Source organism: Mycobacterium sp. MMS18-G62 (genome assembly GCF_053877835.1).
This window is the reverse complement of record NZ_CM132662.1, coordinates 1,727,825-1,747,585: the sequence shown is the minus strand read 5'-3', so window position 1 is coordinate 1,747,585 and position 19,761 is coordinate 1,727,825. Positions and strand designations below refer to the sequence as shown.

Annotated in this window: 16 protein-coding genes; 11 read left to right on the top strand and 5 right to left on the bottom strand. The window is 68.1% G+C overall.

Annotated elements, in window-relative coordinates:
• Positions 1 to 25 precede the first annotated feature (25 nt).
• Positions 26 to 736, bottom strand: coding sequence for a glycoside hydrolase (locus ACWW36_RS08685; protein ID WP_456142416.1), 711 nt, complete (start codon positions 734 to 736; stop codon positions 26 to 28).
• Positions 733 to 3,582, bottom strand: coding sequence for a leucine--tRNA ligase (gene leuS / locus ACWW36_RS08680; protein ID WP_456141144.1), 2,850 nt, complete (start codon positions 3,580 to 3,582; stop codon positions 733 to 735). The genes ACWW36_RS08685 and leuS overlap by 4 nt, the downstream gene beginning before the upstream one ends.
• Before the next feature lie 209 nt (positions 3,583 to 3,791).
• Between leuS and ACWW36_RS08675 the strand changes: the two genes are divergently transcribed.
• Both ACWW36_RS08675 and ACWW36_RS08670 read left to right on the top strand, forming a co-directional pair.
• The gene (locus ACWW36_RS08675; protein WP_456141143.1) at positions 3,792 to 4,685 is read left to right on the top strand and encodes an LpqN/LpqT family lipoprotein; all 894 of its coding nucleotides are present in this window, start codon (positions 3,792 to 3,794) and stop codon (positions 4,683 to 4,685) included.
• An 81-nt stretch (positions 4,686 to 4,766) separates the two neighbouring features.
• Positions 4,767 to 5,105 carry a hypothetical protein gene (locus ACWW36_RS08670; RefSeq protein WP_456141142.1) on the top strand — a complete coding sequence of 113 codons (339 nt, stop codon included), beginning with the start codon at positions 4,767 to 4,769 and terminating at the stop codon, positions 5,103 to 5,105.
• Positions 5,106 to 5,123: 18 nt separating this feature from the next.
• On the opposite strand, the gene ACWW36_RS08665 is transcribed toward ACWW36_RS08670, so the two are convergent.
• The gene (locus ACWW36_RS08665) at positions 5,124 to 5,729 is read right to left on the bottom strand and encodes a YqgE/AlgH family protein (RefSeq protein WP_456141141.1); all 606 of its coding nucleotides are present in this window, start codon (positions 5,727 to 5,729) and stop codon (positions 5,124 to 5,126) included.
• A 118-nt stretch (positions 5,730 to 5,847) separates the two neighbouring features.
• On the opposite strand from ACWW36_RS08665, the gene ACWW36_RS08660 reads away from it, so the two are divergent.
• Together ACWW36_RS08660 and ACWW36_RS08655 are read left to right on the top strand one after the other, a co-directional pair.
• On the top strand, positions 5,848 to 7,131 hold the full coding sequence (locus ACWW36_RS08660) for an MFS transporter (protein ID WP_456142415.1): 1,284 nt from the start codon (positions 5,848 to 5,850) through the stop codon (positions 7,129 to 7,131).
• Between the two features lie 9 nt (positions 7,132 to 7,140).
• A complete protein-coding gene (locus ACWW36_RS08655; protein WP_456141140.1) occupies positions 7,141 to 7,917 on the top strand; it encodes a TIGR03084 family metal-binding protein in 777 nt (258 codons plus the stop codon).
• Between the two features lies 1 nt (position 7,918).
• On the opposite strand, the gene ACWW36_RS08650 is transcribed toward ACWW36_RS08655, so the two are convergent.
• Together ACWW36_RS08650 and ACWW36_RS08645 are read right to left on the bottom strand one after the other, a co-directional pair.
• The gene (locus ACWW36_RS08650; protein ID WP_456141139.1) at positions 7,919 to 8,407 is read right to left on the bottom strand and encodes a pullulanase; all 489 of its coding nucleotides are present in this window, start codon (positions 8,405 to 8,407) and stop codon (positions 7,919 to 7,921) included.
• 18 nt (positions 8,408 to 8,425) lie between these two features.
• Positions 8,426 to 9,862 (bottom strand): CCA tRNA nucleotidyltransferase, encoded by a 1,437-nt coding sequence (locus ACWW36_RS08645; protein ID WP_456141138.1) that lies wholly within the window; start codon positions 9,860 to 9,862, stop codon positions 8,426 to 8,428.
• A gap of 85 nt (positions 9,863 to 9,947) precedes the next feature.
• Between ACWW36_RS08645 and ACWW36_RS08640 the strand changes: the two genes are divergently transcribed.
• The 7 genes from ACWW36_RS08640 (at position 9,948) to trxA (ending at position 19,653) form a co-directional block, all read left to right on the top strand.
• Positions 9,948 to 10,730: an NUDIX hydrolase gene (locus ACWW36_RS08640; protein ID WP_456141137.1), complete on the top strand. Its 783-nt coding sequence runs from the start codon at positions 9,948 to 9,950 to the stop codon at positions 10,728 to 10,730.
• A 7-nt stretch (positions 10,731 to 10,737) separates the two neighbouring features.
• On the top strand, positions 10,738 to 13,128 hold the full coding sequence (locus tag ACWW36_RS08635) for a DUF6049 family protein (RefSeq protein WP_456142414.1): 2,391 nt from the start codon (positions 10,738 to 10,740) through the stop codon (positions 13,126 to 13,128).
• 101 nt (positions 13,129 to 13,229) lie between these two features.
• The gene (gene murJ / locus ACWW36_RS08630; protein WP_456142413.1) at positions 13,230 to 16,850 is read left to right on the top strand and encodes a murein biosynthesis integral membrane protein MurJ; all 3,621 of its coding nucleotides are present in this window, start codon (positions 13,230 to 13,232) and stop codon (positions 16,848 to 16,850) included.
• A gap of 64 nt (positions 16,851 to 16,914) precedes the next feature.
• The gene (sigM, locus tag ACWW36_RS08625; protein ID WP_456141136.1) at positions 16,915 to 17,505 is read left to right on the top strand and encodes an RNA polymerase sigma factor SigM; all 591 of its coding nucleotides are present in this window, start codon (positions 16,915 to 16,917) and stop codon (positions 17,503 to 17,505) included.
• Between the two features lie 57 nt (positions 17,506 to 17,562).
• Positions 17,563 to 18,258 carry a hypothetical protein gene (locus tag ACWW36_RS08620; protein WP_456141135.1) on the top strand — a complete coding sequence of 232 codons (696 nt, stop codon included), beginning with the start codon at positions 17,563 to 17,565 and terminating at the stop codon, positions 18,256 to 18,258.
• A gap of 82 nt (positions 18,259 to 18,340) precedes the next feature.
• Complete coding sequence (gene trxB, locus ACWW36_RS08615) at positions 18,341 to 19,321, top strand: thioredoxin-disulfide reductase (protein WP_456141134.1); 981 nt, start codon at positions 18,341 to 18,343, stop codon at positions 19,319 to 19,321.
• Positions 19,318 to 19,653 carry a thioredoxin gene (gene trxA, locus ACWW36_RS08610; protein WP_325339071.1) on the top strand — a complete coding sequence of 112 codons (336 nt, stop codon included), beginning with the start codon at positions 19,318 to 19,320 and terminating at the stop codon, positions 19,651 to 19,653. The genes trxB and trxA overlap by 4 nt, the downstream gene beginning before the upstream one ends.
• Positions 19,654 to 19,761 lie beyond the last annotated feature (108 nt).

The window sequence follows — 19,761 nt, the reverse complement described above, 5'->3', positions numbered from 1 at the left end:
AGCGTGACCAACCGTGCACAAATCGCTAGGACGCCATGGAGCCGAGGTAGTACGTTTCCTTGCCGGTCGGGTATCCGCCGCCGTCGGTCGCGATGTGCACGTGGTCCATGTGGTTGGCGGTCTCGTTGCCGTAGTTCGCCGTCCAACTCGGCGCGCCGATACCCGGGTAGAAGCCCTGCCTCCAGATCACGTGGATCACACCCCACCGCTTCGCATTCGCCAGCGCCAACCCGGCGATCTGGTTGCCGAGGTCAATCCCCTCCTGGCTGTGGTAGTCCGGGATCATCACGTCGATCGCCAACCCGTTGGGATGCCACGGCAACGGATCCTGCCGGTACCCGCCGATGGTCTGGATCTCGGGAAACATCACGCTGATCGCACGGGCCACCCAGATGGTGTGGATCTGCAAGCCCTGCTCCGGCGCGAGGCCGGCGGGCAATGCGAACTGGAAGTCGCGGGCAGCCAGCGGGGCGCTTGCGGCCAGCAATTCCGCCGCGGGCGGACTGGGGACGTCCGGCGCGGCGGCAGGCACGGACGCCTCGGCTGTCGGGCTTGCTGCGGGCTTTTCAGCACAGCACGGACGCTCTGTGCCTTGGGCGTAAAGCATGGCGGCGGCCAAGGCGACCGAGGCCGCAAGTGCCAACCAGCGGCCTCGCCCGTTAGCTAACAGGCCTTTGCCCACGCAGTGCACCTTACTGTCGTGTCCCACGCGGCGAAGCAATCTTCGCCATCTCAGACGACAAGGTTTACGAGCCGGCCGGGGACGACGATCACCTTCCTGGGGGTTGCGCCGTCGAGGAAGGCCTGCACCTTCTCGTCGGCCAGCGCTGCCGCCTCGAGTGTGTCGGCGTCGGCGTCGGCCGCCACGGTGATCTTGCCGCGAACCTTGCCGTTGACCTGTACCGGAAATTCGACGGTGTCCTCGACAAGATACTGCGGGTCGGCCACCGGGAACGGGCCGTGCGCCAACGACGTGTCATGGCCGAGCCGCCGCCACAGCTCCTCGGCCAGGTGCGGGGCCAGCGGCGCGACCATCAGCACCAGCGGCTCGAGCGCGGCGCGTGCGGTGATTCCTTGCTTGGTCAGGTGGTTGGTGTACTCGATGAGCTTGGCCGCCGCGGTGTTGTTGCGCAGCGCGGCATAGTCCTCCGACACGCCCGCGACCGTGCGGTGCAGTAGCCGCAGCGTCTCGGTGTCCAGAGCCTCGTGTTCGGTGGCGCGCTCGACGCCGGTCTGTTCGTCGACCACCAGCCGCCACACCCGCTGCAGAAAGCGGTACGCGCCGACGACGTCCTTGGTGGCCCACGGCCGCGACGCCTCCAACGGCCCCATCGACATCTCGTACACACGCAACGTGTCGGCGCCGTAGTTGTCGCAGATCTCGTCGGGCGACACCGAGTTCTTCAGGCTCTTGCCGATCTTGCCGAATTCCTGGAAGACCTCTGTTTCACCGTCGGGCCCGGGCCAGTAGAACTTGCCGTCGCGTTCGGTGACCTCGGCGGCGGGCACATAGGCGCCGCGAGCATCGGTGTAGGCGTAGGCCTGGATGTAGCCCTGGTTCACCAGCCGGCGGTACGGCTCCTTGGAGCTGATGTGGCCGAGGTCGTAGAGCACCTTGTGCCAGAACCGCGCATACAGCAGATGCAACACGGCATGCTCGACGCCGCCGACGTACAAGTCGACGCCGCCCGGGTCGGCGGGCCCGTGGATCTCGGGCCGCGGCCCCATCCAGTAGGCCTCGTTTTCCTTGGCGCACAACTCCTCTGAGTTATGCGGGTCGGTGTAGCGCAGCTCGTACCACGAGCTGCCCGCCCACTGTGGCATCACGTTGGTGTCACGCGTGTAAGGCTTCAGCCCGTCGCCGAGGTCGAGCTCGACGTGCACCCACTCGGTCGCCTTGCCCAGCGGCGGGGAGGGCTCGCTGTCGGCGTCCTCGGGATCAATCTGCACAGGGGCGTAGTCGGGAATGTCGGGCAGTTCGACCGGCAACGCCGATTCCGGCAGTGGATGCGCGCGCTCGTCGGCGTCGTAGACGATCGGGAACGGCTCACCCCAGTACCGCTGCCGGGCGAACAGCCAGTCCCGCAATTTGTATTCGACGCGGGCCTGGCCGCGGCCGTCGGCCTCCAGCCGTCGAGTGATGGCCTCTTTCGCCGACGCGACGCTCAACCCGTTGAGGTAGTCGGAGTTGATCACCTCACCGTCGCCGCTGTACGCACCTTGCGAAATATCGCCGCCGGCAACGGTTTCCACGATCGGCAGACCGAACTCGGTGGCGAAGTCCCAGTCCCGCTGGTCGCCGCCGGGCACCGCCATGATCGCGCCGGTCCCGTAGCCGAGCAGCACGTAATCGGCGATGAAGATCGGTATCTGTTGACCGTTGACCGGATTCGTGGCGTAGCTGCCGAGGAAGACACCGGTCTTGTCTTTGTTCTCCTGGCGCTCCAGGTCCGACTTGGCGGCGATCGTCGCGCGGTACGCGGCGACCGCTTCTGCGGGGGTTGCAGAATCGAACGTCCACCGCGCGTCGACTCCGGCGGGCCACTGCGCCGCCGTCAACTTGTCCACGAGGTCATGCTCCGGTGCCAGCACCATGTAGGTCGCGCCGAACAACGTGTCCGGTCGTGTGGTGAACACCTCGATGTCGCCTTCGTCGGTGCGAAACAGCACCGAGGCACCCGTGGACCGGCCGATCCAATTGCGCTGCATGGTCTTGACCTTCTCCGGCCAATCAAGCAGTTCCAGGTCGTCGAGTAACCGGTCCGAGTAGGCGGTGATGCGCATCATCCACTGCCGCAGGCGTTTCCGGAACACCGGAAAGTTACCGCGCTCGCTGCGACCTTCCGAGGTGACCTCTTCGTTGGCCAACACGGTGCCAAGGCCCGGGCACCAGTTGACCATCGAGTCGGCTCGATACACCAGACGGTACGAGTCGATCGCGTCGGCGCGCTCATCGGGGGACAATTCCGACCACGACCGGCCCTTGTCGAGAGTTCTTGTGCCGGACTCGAATTCGGCGACAAGCTCGGTGATCGGCCTCGCCTTGTTCGCGGCAGGATCGAACCACGCGTTGTAGATCTGCAGGAAGATCCACTGGGTCCACTTGTAGTAGTCGACATCCGTGGTGGAAAAGCTGCGCCGCGCGTCGTGACCGAATCCCAGCCGGCCCAGCTGCCGGCGGAAGTTGACGATGTTGGCCTCGGTGCGGATGCGTGGATGCGTGCCCGTCTGGATCGCGTACTGCTCAGCGGGAAGCCCGAATGCGTCGAAGCCCAACGCGTGCAACACATTGCGGCCGATCATCCGGTAATAGCGCGCGTAGACGTCGGTGGCGATGTACCCGAGCGGATGGCCGACGTGCAGGCCCTCGCCCGACGGATACGGGAACATGTCCTGCACGAACATCTTGTCCGCCGGCACCGGTGACCCGTCCGTCGGCGCCAGGGAGCCCACCGGGTTGGGCACGTTGAACGTCCCCGCCTCGGCCCACTTCTGCTGCCAGGCATGCTCGATCTGCCCCGCCAGCTCCGCGGTGTAGCGGTGCTGCGGGGTGTCGGCCTCGGTGGCGGCGGGCTCGGTCACGTGAACAGGGTATAAGCACGCCGATCGCCGCCCGCCCGCGAGCGGGCGATACCCCTGCGTCGGCCACGGGTTGGTATCGGTTCCGTTGCGGACGGGTCAGGGGTTGATTCCAGGTCGGTCCCGGCCCTGGTGGCTAATACTTCGCCCGGGATACGGTCAGCGCCTGACCCGAGCATGACGAGCCCCGCTACACCGGAAGGACGACGTCGATGACCGAGATCGCCCGCCGCTGGCGGGTTTTGGCAGCAGGTACGGCCGCCGCGGCGGCCGGCGTGCTCGGTTTGGCGGGGACCACCGCGTCGGCCGAGCCCGTGTTCCCGCAACCGCCGCTGCCCGCGCCGGCGACTGTGACGCAGACCGTGACGGTGGCTCCCAACGCCGCGATGGCCGCTCAACAGCCCGCAAGTCAACCGGCTGTGATGCCGGTCACCGGCGCGCCGCCCGCGGGGATCTCGACACCGGCAGTGCCCGCGCAGCCGCCGGCCACCATCACTCCGGCGACCTCCGGCACCCTGACTGATTACTTCAAAGCGAAGGGCGTCAAGCTCGAGCCGCAGAACAGCCGCGACTTCAAGGCGCTGACCATCGTGCTGCCGATCCCGCAGGGCTGGGCCCAGGTCCCCGATCCCAACGTCCCCGACGCGTTCGCCGTGATCGCCGACCGCGTGGGCGGCAATGGGCTGTACTCGTCGAACGCGCAGCTGGTCGTGTACAAGCTGATCGGCGACTTCGACCCGAAGGAGGCCATCAGCCACGGGTGGGTCGAAAGCCAGCAGCTGCCGGCCTGGCGGCCCACCGACGGATCCATGGCCGACTTCGGCGGCATGCCGTCGTCGGTCATCGAGGGCACCTACCGCGACAACGCGATGACGCTGAACACGTCGCGCCGCCACGTCATCGTGACCGCCGGTCCTGACAAGTACCTCGTCACATTGTCGGTGACCACCAGCGTCGACCAAGTGGTGGCCGCCGCCGACGCCACCGATGCGATCGTCAACGGCTTCAAGGTCGGCGCCCCCGCGCCCGCAACCCCCACACCCCCGCCTGCGTCAGGCGCGCCGCAGGTGCCGGGGACGCCCCAGCTTCTAGGGCAACCGGGGTAGACGTCGTCCCCCGGGCGAAGCCTGGCGCCCGGGGGACGCCCAACCCGACACGATCGGCGTTGGGCTCGTATTGTGTGGCGCATGCTGATCGCCGCGGTGCTCTGCTTGTGCGCCGCCATCGCGACCGCAGCGCTGGGCCTGTGGCTGCTGAGCCGCCCCAACTCCACCGATCCGGTCCGGCAAGTTCTGCGCGCGGTGGCCCCCACTCAGCTGGCTGCGGCGGTGATGCTCGCCGCAGGCGGTGCGGTGGCGTTATCCACCCGGCCCGAAACGGGATTGCTCGTGGTGATCGTGTGCGTCGTCGGCGCGATCGGCACGGTCGCGGCAGGCTGCTGGCAGAGCGCGAAGGTCGTCGCCCGCCAAGAGACGGCCGGTGCCTGTGGTGGCGCCTGCGCGACGTGCACTTTGTCGTGCAAGTAAGTTGCGGCTCGCAGATTTTCAGTTACGGCTGATGTCGATCGGATGAGTCGCGATCAGCGACAGCGGCAGCGGCTGGCGACGCAGCACCCTTGCCCACAAGTCGACACGCGGCTCGACGAGAACGTCGGATGGCAACGCGGACAGCACAATCCAGTCGTCGCGTTCGATCTCGCCCTCCAGTTGACCGATCGTCCAGCCTGAATAGCCGGCGAAGATGCGCACGCCTTCCACCATCGGCGCGATCGCGTCGGGATCCGCGTCGAGGTCGACCATCGCCATCCTGCCCTGAACATGCCGTAGTCCCCGCACGCCGTTGGGATCGGTGCCGACGCGCAGCGTCGCCAGGCACAAGGCCGCGTCGCGCTTCACCGGTCCGCCGATGAACATCGTCTTCGGCTTGGACGCCAGCTTCGCCCACTGCGGCAACACGTTGTACACCGCGGTCTCGCTCGGCCTGTTGAGCACGACGCCGAGGGTGCCGCCGTCGTTGTGCTCAACCACGTAGATGACGCTGCGCCGAAACGTCGGCTCCAGCAGATCTGTGTTGGCGAGCAGCAGCGTTCCCGCGCGTACCCGGTGCGCCGTTGGGGCGACGAAATCCTCCGGATCCTCTGACTGCGCCACCCCACCATGATGGCACCAGGGACGAGTCGCGGTGGCGAACAAGCGCGGCCCGCCGGGATATTTGTACTGTGGTGCGGGTTGCCGATCTGCACTACTGCTCAACCAGGACGTGATCTTCTTGGCCGACACCCGCGCACCGATTGCCCTTTGGCGTTCGGTGCGTGCACTACCCGAATTCTGGCGACTGCTCGAACTGCGAACGGTCAGCCAATTCGGTGACGGGCTGTTCCAGGCGGGCCTCGCAGGCGCGATCCTGTTCAACCCTGAACGGCCCGCCGAGCCGTGGGCGGTAGCAGGCTCTTTCGCCGCGCTGTTCCTGCCGTATTCGGTGCTCGGCCCGTTCGCGGGCGCGCTGCTTGACCGCTGGGACCGCCGACTCGTGCTCATCGGCGCCAACCTCGGCAGGCTGCTGCTGGTACTGAGCGTCGCCGCCCTGCTGGCCGCCGGTACGCGAGATCTTCCGATCTTGTTCGGCGCGTTGATCGTCAACGGTTTCACCCGCTTCGTTTCGTCGGGTCTGTCGGCGGCCCTGCCTGACGTGGTGCCCCGTGAACAGGTCGTCTTGATGAACTCGGTGGCCACCGCCACCGGCGCCGCCGCGGCGTTCCTCGGCGCGCTCTTCATGCTGGTGCCGCGCTGGCTGTTCGGCGCCAACGACACCGGTGCCGCCGCAATCATTTTCATCGTCGCGGTACCGGTGCTGATTGCGCTGCTGCTCTCGGTGCGCTTCGCGCCCCACGTCCTCGGACCCCACGAAAGCAAGCGCGCGATCCACGGGTCGGTCGCCTACGCGGTGGCCACCGGGTGGGTGCACGGCGCGCGCACGGTGTTGGCCGTGCCGTCCGTCGCGGCCACGTTGTCGGGGCTGGCCGCCCATCGAATGGTGCTAGGCATCAACACACTGCTGGTGCTGGTGATGGTGCGCCACACCGACACCACGGAGGTCGCGGGCCTCGGCACGTCGGTGATGTTCCTCGCCGCCACGGGTTTCGGCTCGTTCCTCGCGACCGCACTGACGCCGACAATCGTCCGTCGCTGGGGCCGGTACGCCGCGCCCAACGGCGCGCTTGCCTTCGCGGCAGCCGTCCAGCTGTGCGGCTCCGGCTTACAACTTCCTGTGATGGTGCTGTGCGGTTTTCTGCTCGGCGCGGCCGGGCAGGTGGTCAAGCTGTGCGCGGATACCGCGATGCAGATCGACGTCGACGACGCGCTGCGTGGCCACGTGTTCGCGGTCCAGGACGCGCTGTTCTGGATGTCGTTCATCCTCGCAATGGTGTTGGCGGCGGCCGTGATTCCGCCCGACGGCCATCAACCGGCGCTGGTCATCGCCGGGACAGCGGTATATCTCGGCGGGCTGGCTGTTCACGCCGCCGTCGGCCGTCGCGCGACGCAGCCCGGCTAAGGTACCGGCATGGCGACAGCGGACCCGATGGTGGCCGATTTGCGTGCCGAAAGCGACGACCTCGACGCGCTGGTCGCCGACCTTCCCGCCGCGCGCTGGTCCGACGCGACGCCAGCACCGGGCTGGACGATCGCCCATCAGATCGCACATCTGCTGTGGACCGATCGCGTCGCACTGATCGCGGTCACCGATGAAGCGGGGTTCGCGGCCATGCTGGAAGAGGCGGCGAAGGACCCGACCGGGTTCGTCGACGCCGGCGCCGAGGAACTCGCCGCTGTTGCGCCCGAGCAGCTGCTGACCGATTGGCGGACGACCAGGGGGCGCCTGCACGACGAGCTGCTGGCCGTTCCCGACGGACGCAAACTGCCATGGTTCGGCCCGCCGATGAGCCCCGCGTCGATGGCGACGGCTCGGCTGATGGAAACGTGGGCGCACGGTCTCGACGTGGCCGACGCGCTCGGGGTGAAGCGGCCGGCGACGCAGCGACTGCGCTCCATTGCGCATATCGGCGTGCGCACGCGCGATTTCGCGTTCGCGATACATGGCCTGCCTGCCCCATCCGATCCGTTCCGGGTGGAGCTGCGCGCCCCGGACGGTTCGACATGGTCGTGGGGCCCAGACGACGCCGCACAGCGGGTCACCGGATCGGCCGAGGACTTCTGCATGCTCGTCACGCAGCGGCGGCCCCGCGCCTCGCTGGATGTTCACGCCGTTGGCGCCGACGCCGAGAAGTGGCTCGACATTGCGCAGGCCTTCGCCGGGCCGCCAGGGGCCGGTCGGGACTGAGCTACACCTGCGACGCAGCGTCGGCCTTACCGTCGCCATCGGTATCGGCGAGCTTGACGTCCCAGTGCCCGTCGCCGTCGGTGTCGACGAAGGCCAAACCCGACGACAGCGCACGGTCGGCCAGCCCGTCGCGATCGGCGTCGACCAATCGGTCGTCGGCCTGTCCGTCCGCGTCGACGTCGACAATCGGGCCGCCGGTGTGCTCCACACCATCCAGTCCGAACCATCGCAATCCCCCGGCGCGGTCAACGCTCACCGCCCACATTCCGGTGCCGTCGTCGGTGAAGGAGACCGCATCGGTGGCGTAGTCGTTGACCAGGTGATCTGCCATCCCGTCGCCGTCGAAGTCCGCCATCGCGTCGTCGAGCTGACCATCGCCGTCGAAATCCAGCCCGACGGCATCGAGCACGCCATCGCCGTCCACATCGACGTTCGGTTCGGCTGTCCACATCGTCGCCGAACCGTCGGCGTCACCGAGGCAGTAGTCCATGCAGGTTCAGACGCGTGGCTACTGCCGTGAGTTCCACCACTTCAGCAGTTCCTCGACGGCTTCGTCGTGGCTGAGCGGGCCGCGGTCCAGCCGCAGCTCCTTGAGATGCCGCCACGCCTGCCCGACCTCCGGGCCCGCCGGGATTCCGAGGATCTGCATGATCTCGTTGCCGTCGAGGTCCGGCCGCACCCGTGCCAGATCTTCCTTCGCCGCCAACTCCTCGATCCGATGTTCGAGGTCGTCGTAGTTGGCCTGCAACCGCGCCGCACGCCGCTTGTTGCGAGTGGTGCAGTCGGCGCGTACCAACTTGTGCAGCCTGTCCAACAGCGGACCCGCGTCGGTCACGTACCTGCGCACCGCCGAGTCCGTCCACTGGCCGTCGCCGTAACCGTGGAACCGCAGATGCAGGTACACGAGCTGAGATACGTCGTCGATCATCTGCTTGGAGTAGCGCAGTGCCCGCATCCGCTTGCGGACCATTTTGGCGCCGACGACCTCGTGGTGATGGAAGCTGACCCCGCCGTCGGATTCGTGCTTGCGGGTCGCGGGCTTGCCGATGTCGTGCAGCAGCGCCGCCCACCGCAGCACCAGATCCGGGCCGTCGTCTTCGAGATCGATGGCCTGCCGCAACACCGTCAGCGAATGCTGATAGACGTCCTTGTGCTGATGGTGTTCGTCGATCGCCATCCGCATCGCGCCCACCTCGGGCAGCACCACGTCGCCCAATCCCGACTGCACCATCAGGTCGATGCCCGCGACCGGGTCGGCACCCAAGACCAGCTTGTCCAACTCGGCCGCCACTCGTTCGACGGTGATGCGGCCCAGCTGCGGCGCCATCTCCACCAGGGCCTTGAGCACCCGCGGCGCGACGGTGAATCCGAGCTGCGAGACGAACCGCGCTGCACGCAACATCCGCAGCGGATCGTCGCCGAACGACACCTCCGGGGCCGACGGCGTATCCAGCACCTTGGCGCGCAGCGCCGCCAAACCGCCTAGGGGATCGTGGAATTCGGCCGGCCCGTCGGGTGTGATGCGCACCGCCATCGCGTTGACGGTGAAGTCCCTTCGCGCCAGATCGTCGTCGAGACGGTCGCCGAACCGCACCTGCGGATTGCGCGACACCTGGTCGTACGTGTCGGCGCGAAACGTGGTGATCTCCAAGCGATCGCCCGCCTTGCCGACGCCGATCGTGCCGAAATCGATCCCGGTGTCCCACAGGGCGTCGGCCCACGGACGCAGAAATTCCTGCATCTGCTCGGGCCGGGCATCGGTGGTGAAATCCAAGTCATTGCTCAGCCGGCCCAGCACCGCGTCGCGGACACTTCCGCCCACCAAATAGAGATCGTGTCCCGCGTCAGCGAATACTCGGCCGAGCTCGCGCAGCACGCCGCCGTGGCGGTTCAACGCAACTTGCGCGGCGGCAAGCAGTTCGGCGTCTGCAGCTGAATTGGGCACGTTCGATAACCCTAATGTGCAACGGGTGAGTCACGACCGGTGAGTGCGGCGGGAGCCAAACTTCGTGGCAGCTACTATCGCTTGGGTGTCGGACGGCGAACAGGCCAAACCACGACGGCGCCGGGGGCGGCGTCGCGGCCGACGCGCGGCGGGCCCACCGGAAGCCACCGCCGAGCACCGCAACAACAACTCGGTACACGCCAAGCAGGACAAGAAGGACCAGCCGGCCGGGCCGAACAAGCCTCAGAAGTCACGCCCGCGGCGCCCGCCCGACCGGCTTCGCACGGTGCATGAAACCTCTGCCGGCGGATTGGTCATCGACGGCATCGACGGTCCGAAGGACGGCCAGGTCGCCGCGCTGATCGGCCGCATCGACCGTCGGGGCCGGATGCTGTGGTCACTGCCGAAGGGCCACATCGAACTCGGTGAAACCGCTGAACAGACCGCGATCCGCGAAGTCGCCGAGGAGACCGGCATCCAGGGCAGCGTGCTCGCAGCGCTGGGAAGCATCGACTACTGGTTCGTCACCGAGGGCCGCCGCGTGCACAAGACCGTGCACCACTATTTGATGCGTTTCCTCGGCGGCGAGCTCTCCGACGAGGACGTCGAGGTCAGTGAGGTGGCCTGGGTGCCGCTCAAGGAGTTGCCGTCACGGCTGGCCTACGCCGACGAACGGCGGCTTGCCGAGGTCGCCGGTGAGCTGATCGACAAGCTGCACAACGACGGGCCCGCCGCCCTGCCGCCGCTTCCGCATTCCTCGCCGCGGCGGCGCGCCCAAACGCACTCGCACACCCGCAACCGTCGCACCGACGAAGCCGCCCAACCGCAGCCCGGTCGGCGCACGAACGGCTGCGGACAAGGACCGTGACGTGGCGATGCTGCCGCGTCTGCTGGCCGCGCTCGCGCTGCTGACGCTGATCGCCTGGCCCGCCGTGCCCAACGCCGCCGCGGGCGAGCCAGGAGCGATCCCCTTCCTTCAGGTGCGCATCGACCGCGTCACTCCCGAAGTCGTCACCACCACAAGCGAGCCCATCGTCACCGTCACCGGGTCGGTGGTGAATGTCGGCGACCGCCCTGTCCGTGACGTGATGGTTCGCTTCGAGCACGCCTCCGCCGTCACCGCGTCGGCAGGCCTTCGCACCAATCTCACCGGCAACGTCGACCAGTTCGAACCCGTCGCGGACTTCATCACCCTCGCGCCGGAATTGCTTCGCGGACAAGCTGTTCCGTTCACCCTCGCCTATCCCCTGCGCTCTGCCGAGCTGCCCTCGCTGCACATCGAGCAGCCGGGCGTGTACCCGATGATGGTCAACGTCAACGGCACACCCGACTACGGTTCGCCTGCCCGCCTCGACGACGCCCGCTTCCTCCTGCCGGTGATCGGCGTGCCGCCAGAGCAGGCCGCGGAATCCGCCGACGCGTTGACGTCCGTCGTGCCGCCCGACACCTCCAAACCGGTGCGGCTGACGATGCTGTGGCCGTTGGCGGATCGCCCTCGGCTCGCGGCCGGCGCACCCGGCGGCACCACACCGGTGCGGCTGATCGACGACGAGCTCGCGGTGTCGCTCGGGCCCGGCGGACGGCTCGACACCCTGCTGTCGGCGGTCGACTTCGCGACCAGCCCGCCAGTCGACCCTGGCGGGGAGGTGCGCAACGCGTTGTGCCTGGCCGTCGACCCCGACCTGCTGGTCACTGTCAACGCGATGACCGGCGGCTACGTCGTCAACGATGCGCCCGACGCCGGCCCGTCCACGCCGACGCATCCCGGCGCCGGTCAGGAGGCCGCGACGGCCTGGCTCAACCGGCTCAAGGCGCTGTCGCAACGGATGTGTGTCACGCCGACGACCTACGCGCAGGCCGACCTCGACGCGCTACACCGCGTCGGCGACGCAGACCTCAGTGGGATCGCCACGAAGACCACAGGTGACATCGTCGACCAGATCCTGGGCGTCGCCTCGGTGCGCGGCGTCACCATCGTGGGCGACGGCCCGCTGACGGGTCCGGCGGTCCAACTGCTGTCGGATCAGGGCGGCACCGTCGCGATCAGCGCAGCGCACTTCACCGCCCAAGACTCCGCCACCGGCGAGCCCGCCACCGCCGACGTCAACGCCGTCCGCTACACCCCGCAGGTCGTCGCCGCCCCGTTCGACCCCACCGTCGGCGCCGCGCTCGCCGGCGCGGGCACCGAGCCGGCGTCCCCGTCGTACCTCGACCCGTCGCTCGACATCCCGGTCAAACACGACTCGGAGGCCGCGCGTCGCCAAGACGCGCTCGGCTCGCTGTTGTGGCGCGGGCTGCATCCCGACACCGAGCCGCGCACACAACTGCTGATGCCGCCGCTGGCGTGGAACCTCAAACCCGATGACGCGCAGGCGATACTCACCGCGGTCGCGACCACCATCCACGCCGGGCTGGCCATTCCGCGGCCGCTCACTGCGGTCATCGCCGAAAGCAACGCCGTGCCGCCGCAGGACGTCGCGCCGCTGCCCGAGGATGTGATGGGCAACCCACGCGGCCGGTTCGACGACGGCGTCGTCGACGGCATCGCCTCGGTGACCGATCGGCTTCGGGGGCTGTCGGCGGCGCTGACCACCGATGCGCGCACCGGCTTGACCGGCGCCCAGTACACGGCGCCGCTTCGCGAGGACATGCTGCGCGCGCTGAGCCAGTCGGTTCCGCCCGACGCTCGCAACGGCTTGGCGCAGCAGCGGTTGACGACCGTCGGCCGCACCGTCGACGACCTGTTCGGCGCAGTGACGATCGTCAACCCCGGCGGCTCCTACACCTTGGCGACCGAACACAGCCCGCTGCCGCTGGCACTGCGCAACGACCTTCCTGTGCCCATCCGGGTCCGGCTGCAAGTCGATGCACCACCCGGCATGTCGGTAACCGACCCCGGTGAGATCGAGCTGCCTCCTGGCTATCTGCCGTTGCGGGTGCCGATCGAGGTGCATTTCACCCAGCGCGTCGCGGTGGACGTCGCGCTGCGCACCGCCGACGGCCTTCAACTGGGCGAGCCCGTTCGGCTGTCCGTGCATTCCAACGCATACGGCAAGGTGCTGTTCTTCATCACCCTGACCGGCGGCGTCGTGCTGGCGTTGTTGGTTGGCCGACGACTGTGGCACCGGTTCCACGGCCAGCCGGATCCTGCGGACCTCGACCGGCCGGATCCGATCGACGTCGCGATGGCCTATGACGAGGGATCCGACGCCCCATCGCCGCCTGCGGTCAGTCGCTCCGCCGGCTCAACCGGCACTGACAAATGAGCACGCCGCTCGGCCCTCGGCCGCCCGAGTCACGAACGCCGCCGGGCCGGGTCCCGCCGCGCCACTACCCGCCACCACCCTCCTATCCCCCGCCGCGCCGGATGCGGACGCCACCACCCCGTATCCCCCGCGGACCTGCTCCGCGCCGTCGTGCCGGACGCCCGGAACTGTCCGACTCCGCGGTGGTGTCGCGGTCGTGGGGCATGGCGTTCGCGACCCTGGTCAGCCGGATCACCGGCTTCACCCGCATCGTGCTGCTCGCCACGATCCTGGGTGCCGCGCTGTCGAGCGCGTTCTCCGTCGCCAACCAGCTGCCCAACCTGATCGCAGCGCTCGTTCTGGAGGCCACGTTCACCGCGATCTTCGTGCCGGTGCTGGCCCGCGCGGAACGCGACGACCCTGACGGCGGCACCGCATTCGTGCGGCGGCTGATCACCCTGTCCACCACCCTGCTCGTGGTGGTGACGGTGCTGTCGGTGGCCGCCGCCCCGCTGCTGGTCGACCTCATGCTGGGCAGCGACCCTCAGGTCAACCGGGCGCTTACCACGGCGTTTGCCTATTTGCTTCTGCCGCAGATCATTTTCTACGGGTTGTCGTCGGTGTTCATGGCGATCCTCAACACCCGCAACGTATTCGGTCCCCCGGCCTGGGCTCCGGTGGTCAACAACATCGTCGCGATCGCCACCCTCGGCCTGTATCTTCTTGTGCCCGGCGAACTTTCGATCGATCCCGTCGAGATGGGCAACGCCAAGCTACTGGTCCTCGGCATCGGCACCACGCTCGGTGTCTTCGCGCAGACGGCGGTGCTGCTGGTGGCGATCCGGCAAGAACGGATCAGCCTGCGGCCGCTGTGGGGCATCGACGATCGCCTCAAGAAGTTCGGTGCCATGGCCGCGGCGATGGTCCTTTACGTGCTGATCAGCCAGATCGGCTTGATCGTCGGTAACCAGATCGCCAGTGGGGCAGCCGCTTCCGGCCCGGCTATTTACAACTACACCTGGCTGGTGTTGATGCTGCCGTTCGGGATGATCGGCGTCACGGTGCTGACGGTGGTGATGCCGCGGCTGAGCCGTAACGCCGCCGCCGACGACATCCCCGCGGTCCTCGGCGACCTGTCCCTGGCCACCCGGCTGACGATGGTGACACTGATCCCGATCGTCGCGATGATGACGGTCGGCGGCCCGGCGATCGGCAGCGCACTGTTCGCGTACGGCAACTTCGGCGAGGTCGACGCCGGCTATCTCGGCATGGCCATCACGCTGTCGGCGTTCACGTTGATCCCGTATGCCCTTGTGCTGCTTCAACTTCGAGTGTTCTACGCCAGGGAACAACCGTGGACCCCGATCGCGCTGATCGTGGTGATCACGACCGTCAAGATCGCCGCGTCGCTGACGGCGCCGTACCTCACTGACGATCCCCAACTGGTCGCCGGTTATCTCGGCCTCGCGAACGGCCTTGGCTTCTTGGCCGGCGCCACCGTCGGCTACTTCCTGCTGCGGGCCAGCCTCAACCCGCCCGGCGGCCAATTGATCAGCCTGCCAGTCGTGCGGACCATCCTCGTGACGATCTCCGCCTCACTGCTCGCCGGGCTGATCGCCCACGTTGTCGACCAGTTGCTCGGGTTGGAGTCGCTGACCCGCAACTGGGGCGGGGCCGGATCGCTGCTGCGTCTGCTGGTGCTCGGGTTGATCATGGTGCCGATCATCGGTGGTGTCATGGTGGCGGCCCGCGTGCCCGAAGCACAGGCCGCGTTGGCCGTCGTCCGACGCTGGCTCGGCGGACGCAAGACGGTAGCCGCGACCACCCCTGCGCGGCCCGACCGGCCACGGCCGGGCGGCCCCCTCACGTACCCTGATCAGAGGAATTCGTTCGCGTCACGCCACCGTCAATTCCCTGCGGCGGCCCGGCGCGGGCCCCCGGCTGGTGTTGCCGGGGACGGTCGGGGGAAAGGACCAGCGGTGACCGACGAACCAGCGGCCGGCGCCGCATCCGGCCCGGACAGCACCGCCACCACCAAGATTCCACGTCCGGCGGCCGACGACTTCCAGCCCGACGTCGTCGCCGACGACTTCCAGCCCGACGTGCCCGAGCCGGACGAAACCGCCGCGTTCCCCGAGCCCGCCAACGGCACCGCACCGATGCCGGTGTCCGGGCGCCCCCCGTCCGATTACGGCGGTGACCCGACCCGCGAATCGCTGCCCTTCGACGTGCCACGAGAACCGCCGATCGAGGCTGCCACATCTGATGAGGACGTCCACCTCATTCCCGGCGCCACCATCGCCGGCGGCCGCTACCGGTTGCTGATGTTCCACGGCGGGCCGCCCAGCCTGCAGTTCTGGCAGGCGCTGGACACCGCGCTGGACCGGCAGGTCGCGTTGACGTTCGTCGACCCCGAGGCGACGCTGCCCGACGCCCAAGTGCAGGAGATCCTTGCCCGCACGCTCAAGCTCAGCCGTCTCGACATGCCCGGCGTCGCCAGGGTGCTCGACGTGGCCAACACCGGATCGGGCGGCCTGATCGTGTCGGAGTGGATCCGCGGCGGATCCCTGCAGGAAGTCGCCGAAACCTCGCCCTCGCCGATCGGCGGGGCCCGCGCGATCCAATCGCTGGCCGCGGCCGCCGAGGCCGCGCACCGCTCCGGGGTGGCGCTGTCGATCGACCACCCCAGCCGCGTACGGGTGAGCATCGAAGGCGACGTGGCGCTGGCCTTCCCGGCAACCATGCCCGATGCCACACCCGAAGACGACATCCGCGGAATCGGCGCGGCGCTGTATGCCCTCTTGATCAACCGCTGGCCGCTGCCGGAGTCTGGCGTGCGCAGCGGATTCGCCCGCGCCGAACTCGACGCGGCGGGCCAGCCGATCGAGCCGAGGTCCGTCGACCGTGACATCCCGTTCCAGATCTCGGCGGCCGCGGCCCGTGCGGTCCAGGAGGGCGGCGGCATCCGCAGCGCGCCCACGCTGCTGAATCTGCTGCAGCAGGCCACCGCGGTGGCCGACCGCACCGAGCTCATCTCGCCGATCGACGAGCCCGAGTCCCGGCCGCCGGCCCGCTTCCGCGGCGCACCATCCGACGATCCCGAAGCCTCCGCGCGGCGCCGCAAAGGTTTGATGATCGGACTGGGCGTCGGCGGCGCGGTCATCGTCGTCGCGCTGATCGTGCTGGCGTCGGTGCTCAGCCGGATCTTCGGCGATGTCGGCGGGCTCGGCGGTGACCAGCTGGGCCTCAACGCCCCGAGTACGTCAGCTCAGAGCAGCGGCGGGTCCACCGGCAACGTCGTCAAACCCGTTCGGGTGACGGTCTTTTCACCTGAAGGTGAGGCTGACGCACCCGATCAGGCCCCGCTGGCGATCGACGGCAACCCCACCACGGTGTGGCCCATCGACACGTACACCGACCCGGTGCCGTTCCCGAATTTCAAGAACGGTGTCGGCTTGATGTTGCAGCTGCCCCAGCCGACGAAGATCGGCGAGGTCACCATCAACCTGAACAGCACCGGCACTGCGGTGGAAATCCGTTCGTCGCAGACACCGACACCATCGTCGTTGTCCGACACCACCGTGCTGACACCGGCCACGACGCTCAAGCCCGGGTCGAACACCATCAAGGTGGACAACGCGGCGCCGACATCCAACCTGCTGGTCTGGGTGTCCACCCTGGGCCAAGTCGACGGCAAGAGCCGCTCCGACATCGCCGAGATCACCCTGAAGGCGGCGTCCTAGCCCTCATCCCCAGCCCGGCAAACTTGTGTCAAGACCTACCTGGGAATCCGCTTAGTGTTCGCTTGTGGGCACATTCTCCGGCCCGGACCGAAGCGACGCGGAGCTTCTGGCCGCGCATATCGCCGGTGACCGATACGCGTTCGAGGAGCTGTTCTACCGGCATCACCGGCAGCTGTACCGGCTCGCCCAGATCACCAGCCGAAACCCCGACGACGCCGCCGACGCCCTGCAGGACGCCATGTTGTCGGCACATCGCAGCGCACCGGCCTTCCGTCACGACTCCGCCGTCAGCAGCTGGCTCTACCGCATTGTGGTCAATGCGTGTCTGGACCGATTGCGGCGCAACAAGTCACGGCCGACGACCGAGCTTGCCGACGACGTCTGCCCGGTCAGCGACCCGACCCCACGGGTCGACACCGCGATCGTCGTGGAGCGCGCTCTGATGCGGCTGCCGGTCGAACAGCGCGCGGCCGTGGTCGCCGTGGACATGCAGGGCTATTCGGTGGCAGAGACCGCCCGCATGCTCGGCGTCGCCGAGGGCACGGTGAAGAGCCGCTGCGCACGCGCCCGCGCCAAACTCGCCGAGGCGCTGGAGTACTTCGACGCCGGGGCTGCCGCCGACGCTGGGAACCGTGACGGCGGCGCGACCGTCTAACTGTTCGTGGTGGAGACTGGCCACCGTCAGGTCGAAAGACAACCGGCGGGGGCGGCGATGGACAGCGATGCGGTCGACGACGGGCCCATCACGCCCGACCTGCTCGCCGACCTGCAGGCAGGGCTGCTCGACGATGCCGCCGCGGCGCGGCTTCGGCAGCGGATCCGCTCCGAACCGCAGGCCGCGCACACGATGGCGGCGCTCGACCAGGTCAGGCGCGACCTTGCCGATCTCGGCGCGGATGAGGCGTCGGCCCCCGACGTGCCTGCCGCCGTGAGCGCCAGGATCGGCACCGCGCTGCATGCCGCGAGCCCGACGCCGAAGTTTCATCGCCTTGCCCTTGCCATCGGCCTAATCGCCGTCCTGCTCGCTGTCGTGGTCGGCGCCGTGATGTTGACGCGCGGTCCTGGTCCCGCCCGGTCGGCGGGCCCGACGGCCGAGAAGATCACGGTTTCGCGCACGCCGGCGCCTATGCCGCTCTCGGACCCGCAGATCATCCAATTGCTGTCGAGCAACCCCGACTACGGTTCCCTTGCGGACCCGCAGCGGCGGGCCGCCTGCGTTTCCAGCCTTGGCTATCCGGCCGATACGACGGTGCTGGGCGCACAGCCGGTCGACGTCGGCGGCAAGGCCGGCGTGCTGATCCTGCTGCCCGCAGACACGCCGAAGACGGTCCTGGCTCTTGTCGTCGACGCCAATTGCAGTCCAGCTCACACCGGCCTGTTGGCCCACACCGTGGTCACTCGTCCGTAATCTGTCCTGCAAGCCGCGGGGAACACCGGGGCATACGCTGGTGTTTGTACCCATGCCGACGTGATACGGCAGAAAGGCTCGTATGACTTCCTCATCCACCGTTCATGACGTGATCGTCATCGGCTCCGGTCCGGCCGGCTACACGGCCGCCATCTATGCGGCCCGCGCCCAGCTGAACCCGCTCGTATTCGAGGGCGTTCAGTTCGGCGGCGCGCTGATGACCACCACCGAGGTGGAGAACTATCCAGGTTTCCGCGACGGCATCACCGGTCCGGAATTGATGGACGAAATGCGGGAGCAGGCGCTGCGCTTCGGCGCGGATCTGCGGATGGAGGACGTCGACGCGGTGTCGCTGGACGGCCCCGTCAAGACGGTCACGGTCGGTGACGACACGTATCAGGCCCGCGCGGTGATCCTGGCGATGGGCGCCGCCGCGCGCCACCTGGGTGTGCCCGGCGAAGAGCAGTTGATCGGCATGGGCGTGAGCACGTGTGCTACCTGCGACGGGTTTTTCTTCCGCGATCAGGACATCGCGGTCGTCGGTGGCGGCGATTCGGCCATGGAAGAAGCCACCTTCCTGACTCGCTTTGCGCGCAGCGTCACGCTGATCCACCGCCGCGACGAGTTCCGCGCCTCCAAGATCATGCTGGAGCGCGCCCGCGCCAACGACAAGATCAAGTTCCTGACCAACACCCAGGTGGTCTCGATCGAGGGCGATCCGAAGGTAACGGGCATCCGGTTGCGGAACGCCGTCACCGGCGAAGAGTCCGAGCTCGCCGTCACCGGTGTGTTCGTCGCGATCGGCCATGACCCGCGCTCGGATTTGGTGCGCGGCCAGGTTGACGTCGACCCCGCGGGCTACGTGTTGGTCAAGGACCGCACCACGAGCACCTCGATCGACGGTGTTTTCGCCGCCGGCGACCTTGTCGACCACACGTACCGCCAGGCGATCACCGCAGCGGGCAGCGGCTGCGCCGCCTCGATCGACGCCGAACGCTGGCTGGCCGAAAACGCTTCTGCCACAACCGATGACAGCACCGACCTGATTGGAGCACCACTATGACCGAGAAGACTTCTGCGACGGTCGCCGTGACCGACGACTCGTTTTCTGACGATGTGCTCTCGAGCAACACCCCGGTGCTGGTGGATTTCTGGGCCACTTGGTGCGGGCCATGCAAGATGGTCGCGCCGGTGCTCGAGGAGATCGCCAACGAGAAGGCCGGTCAGCTGACCGTCGCCAAGATCGACGTTGACGCGAACCCGGCCACCGCGCGCGACTTCCAGGTGGTGTCGATCCCCACGCTGATCCTCTTCAAAGACGGCGCGCCGGTGAAGCGCATCGTCGGCGCAAAGGGCAAGGCCGCGCTGCTGCGCGAGCTCGCTGACGTGGTCTAACGCCGCAATCGGCGGGTCGAACACTCGCCTGCGGTTTTCCCGAATCGCCGAACCGTCTGCGACAATGCTGCCTAGCCTGTCTTTGCTTCGTCAGCGCGTGGGGCCGCT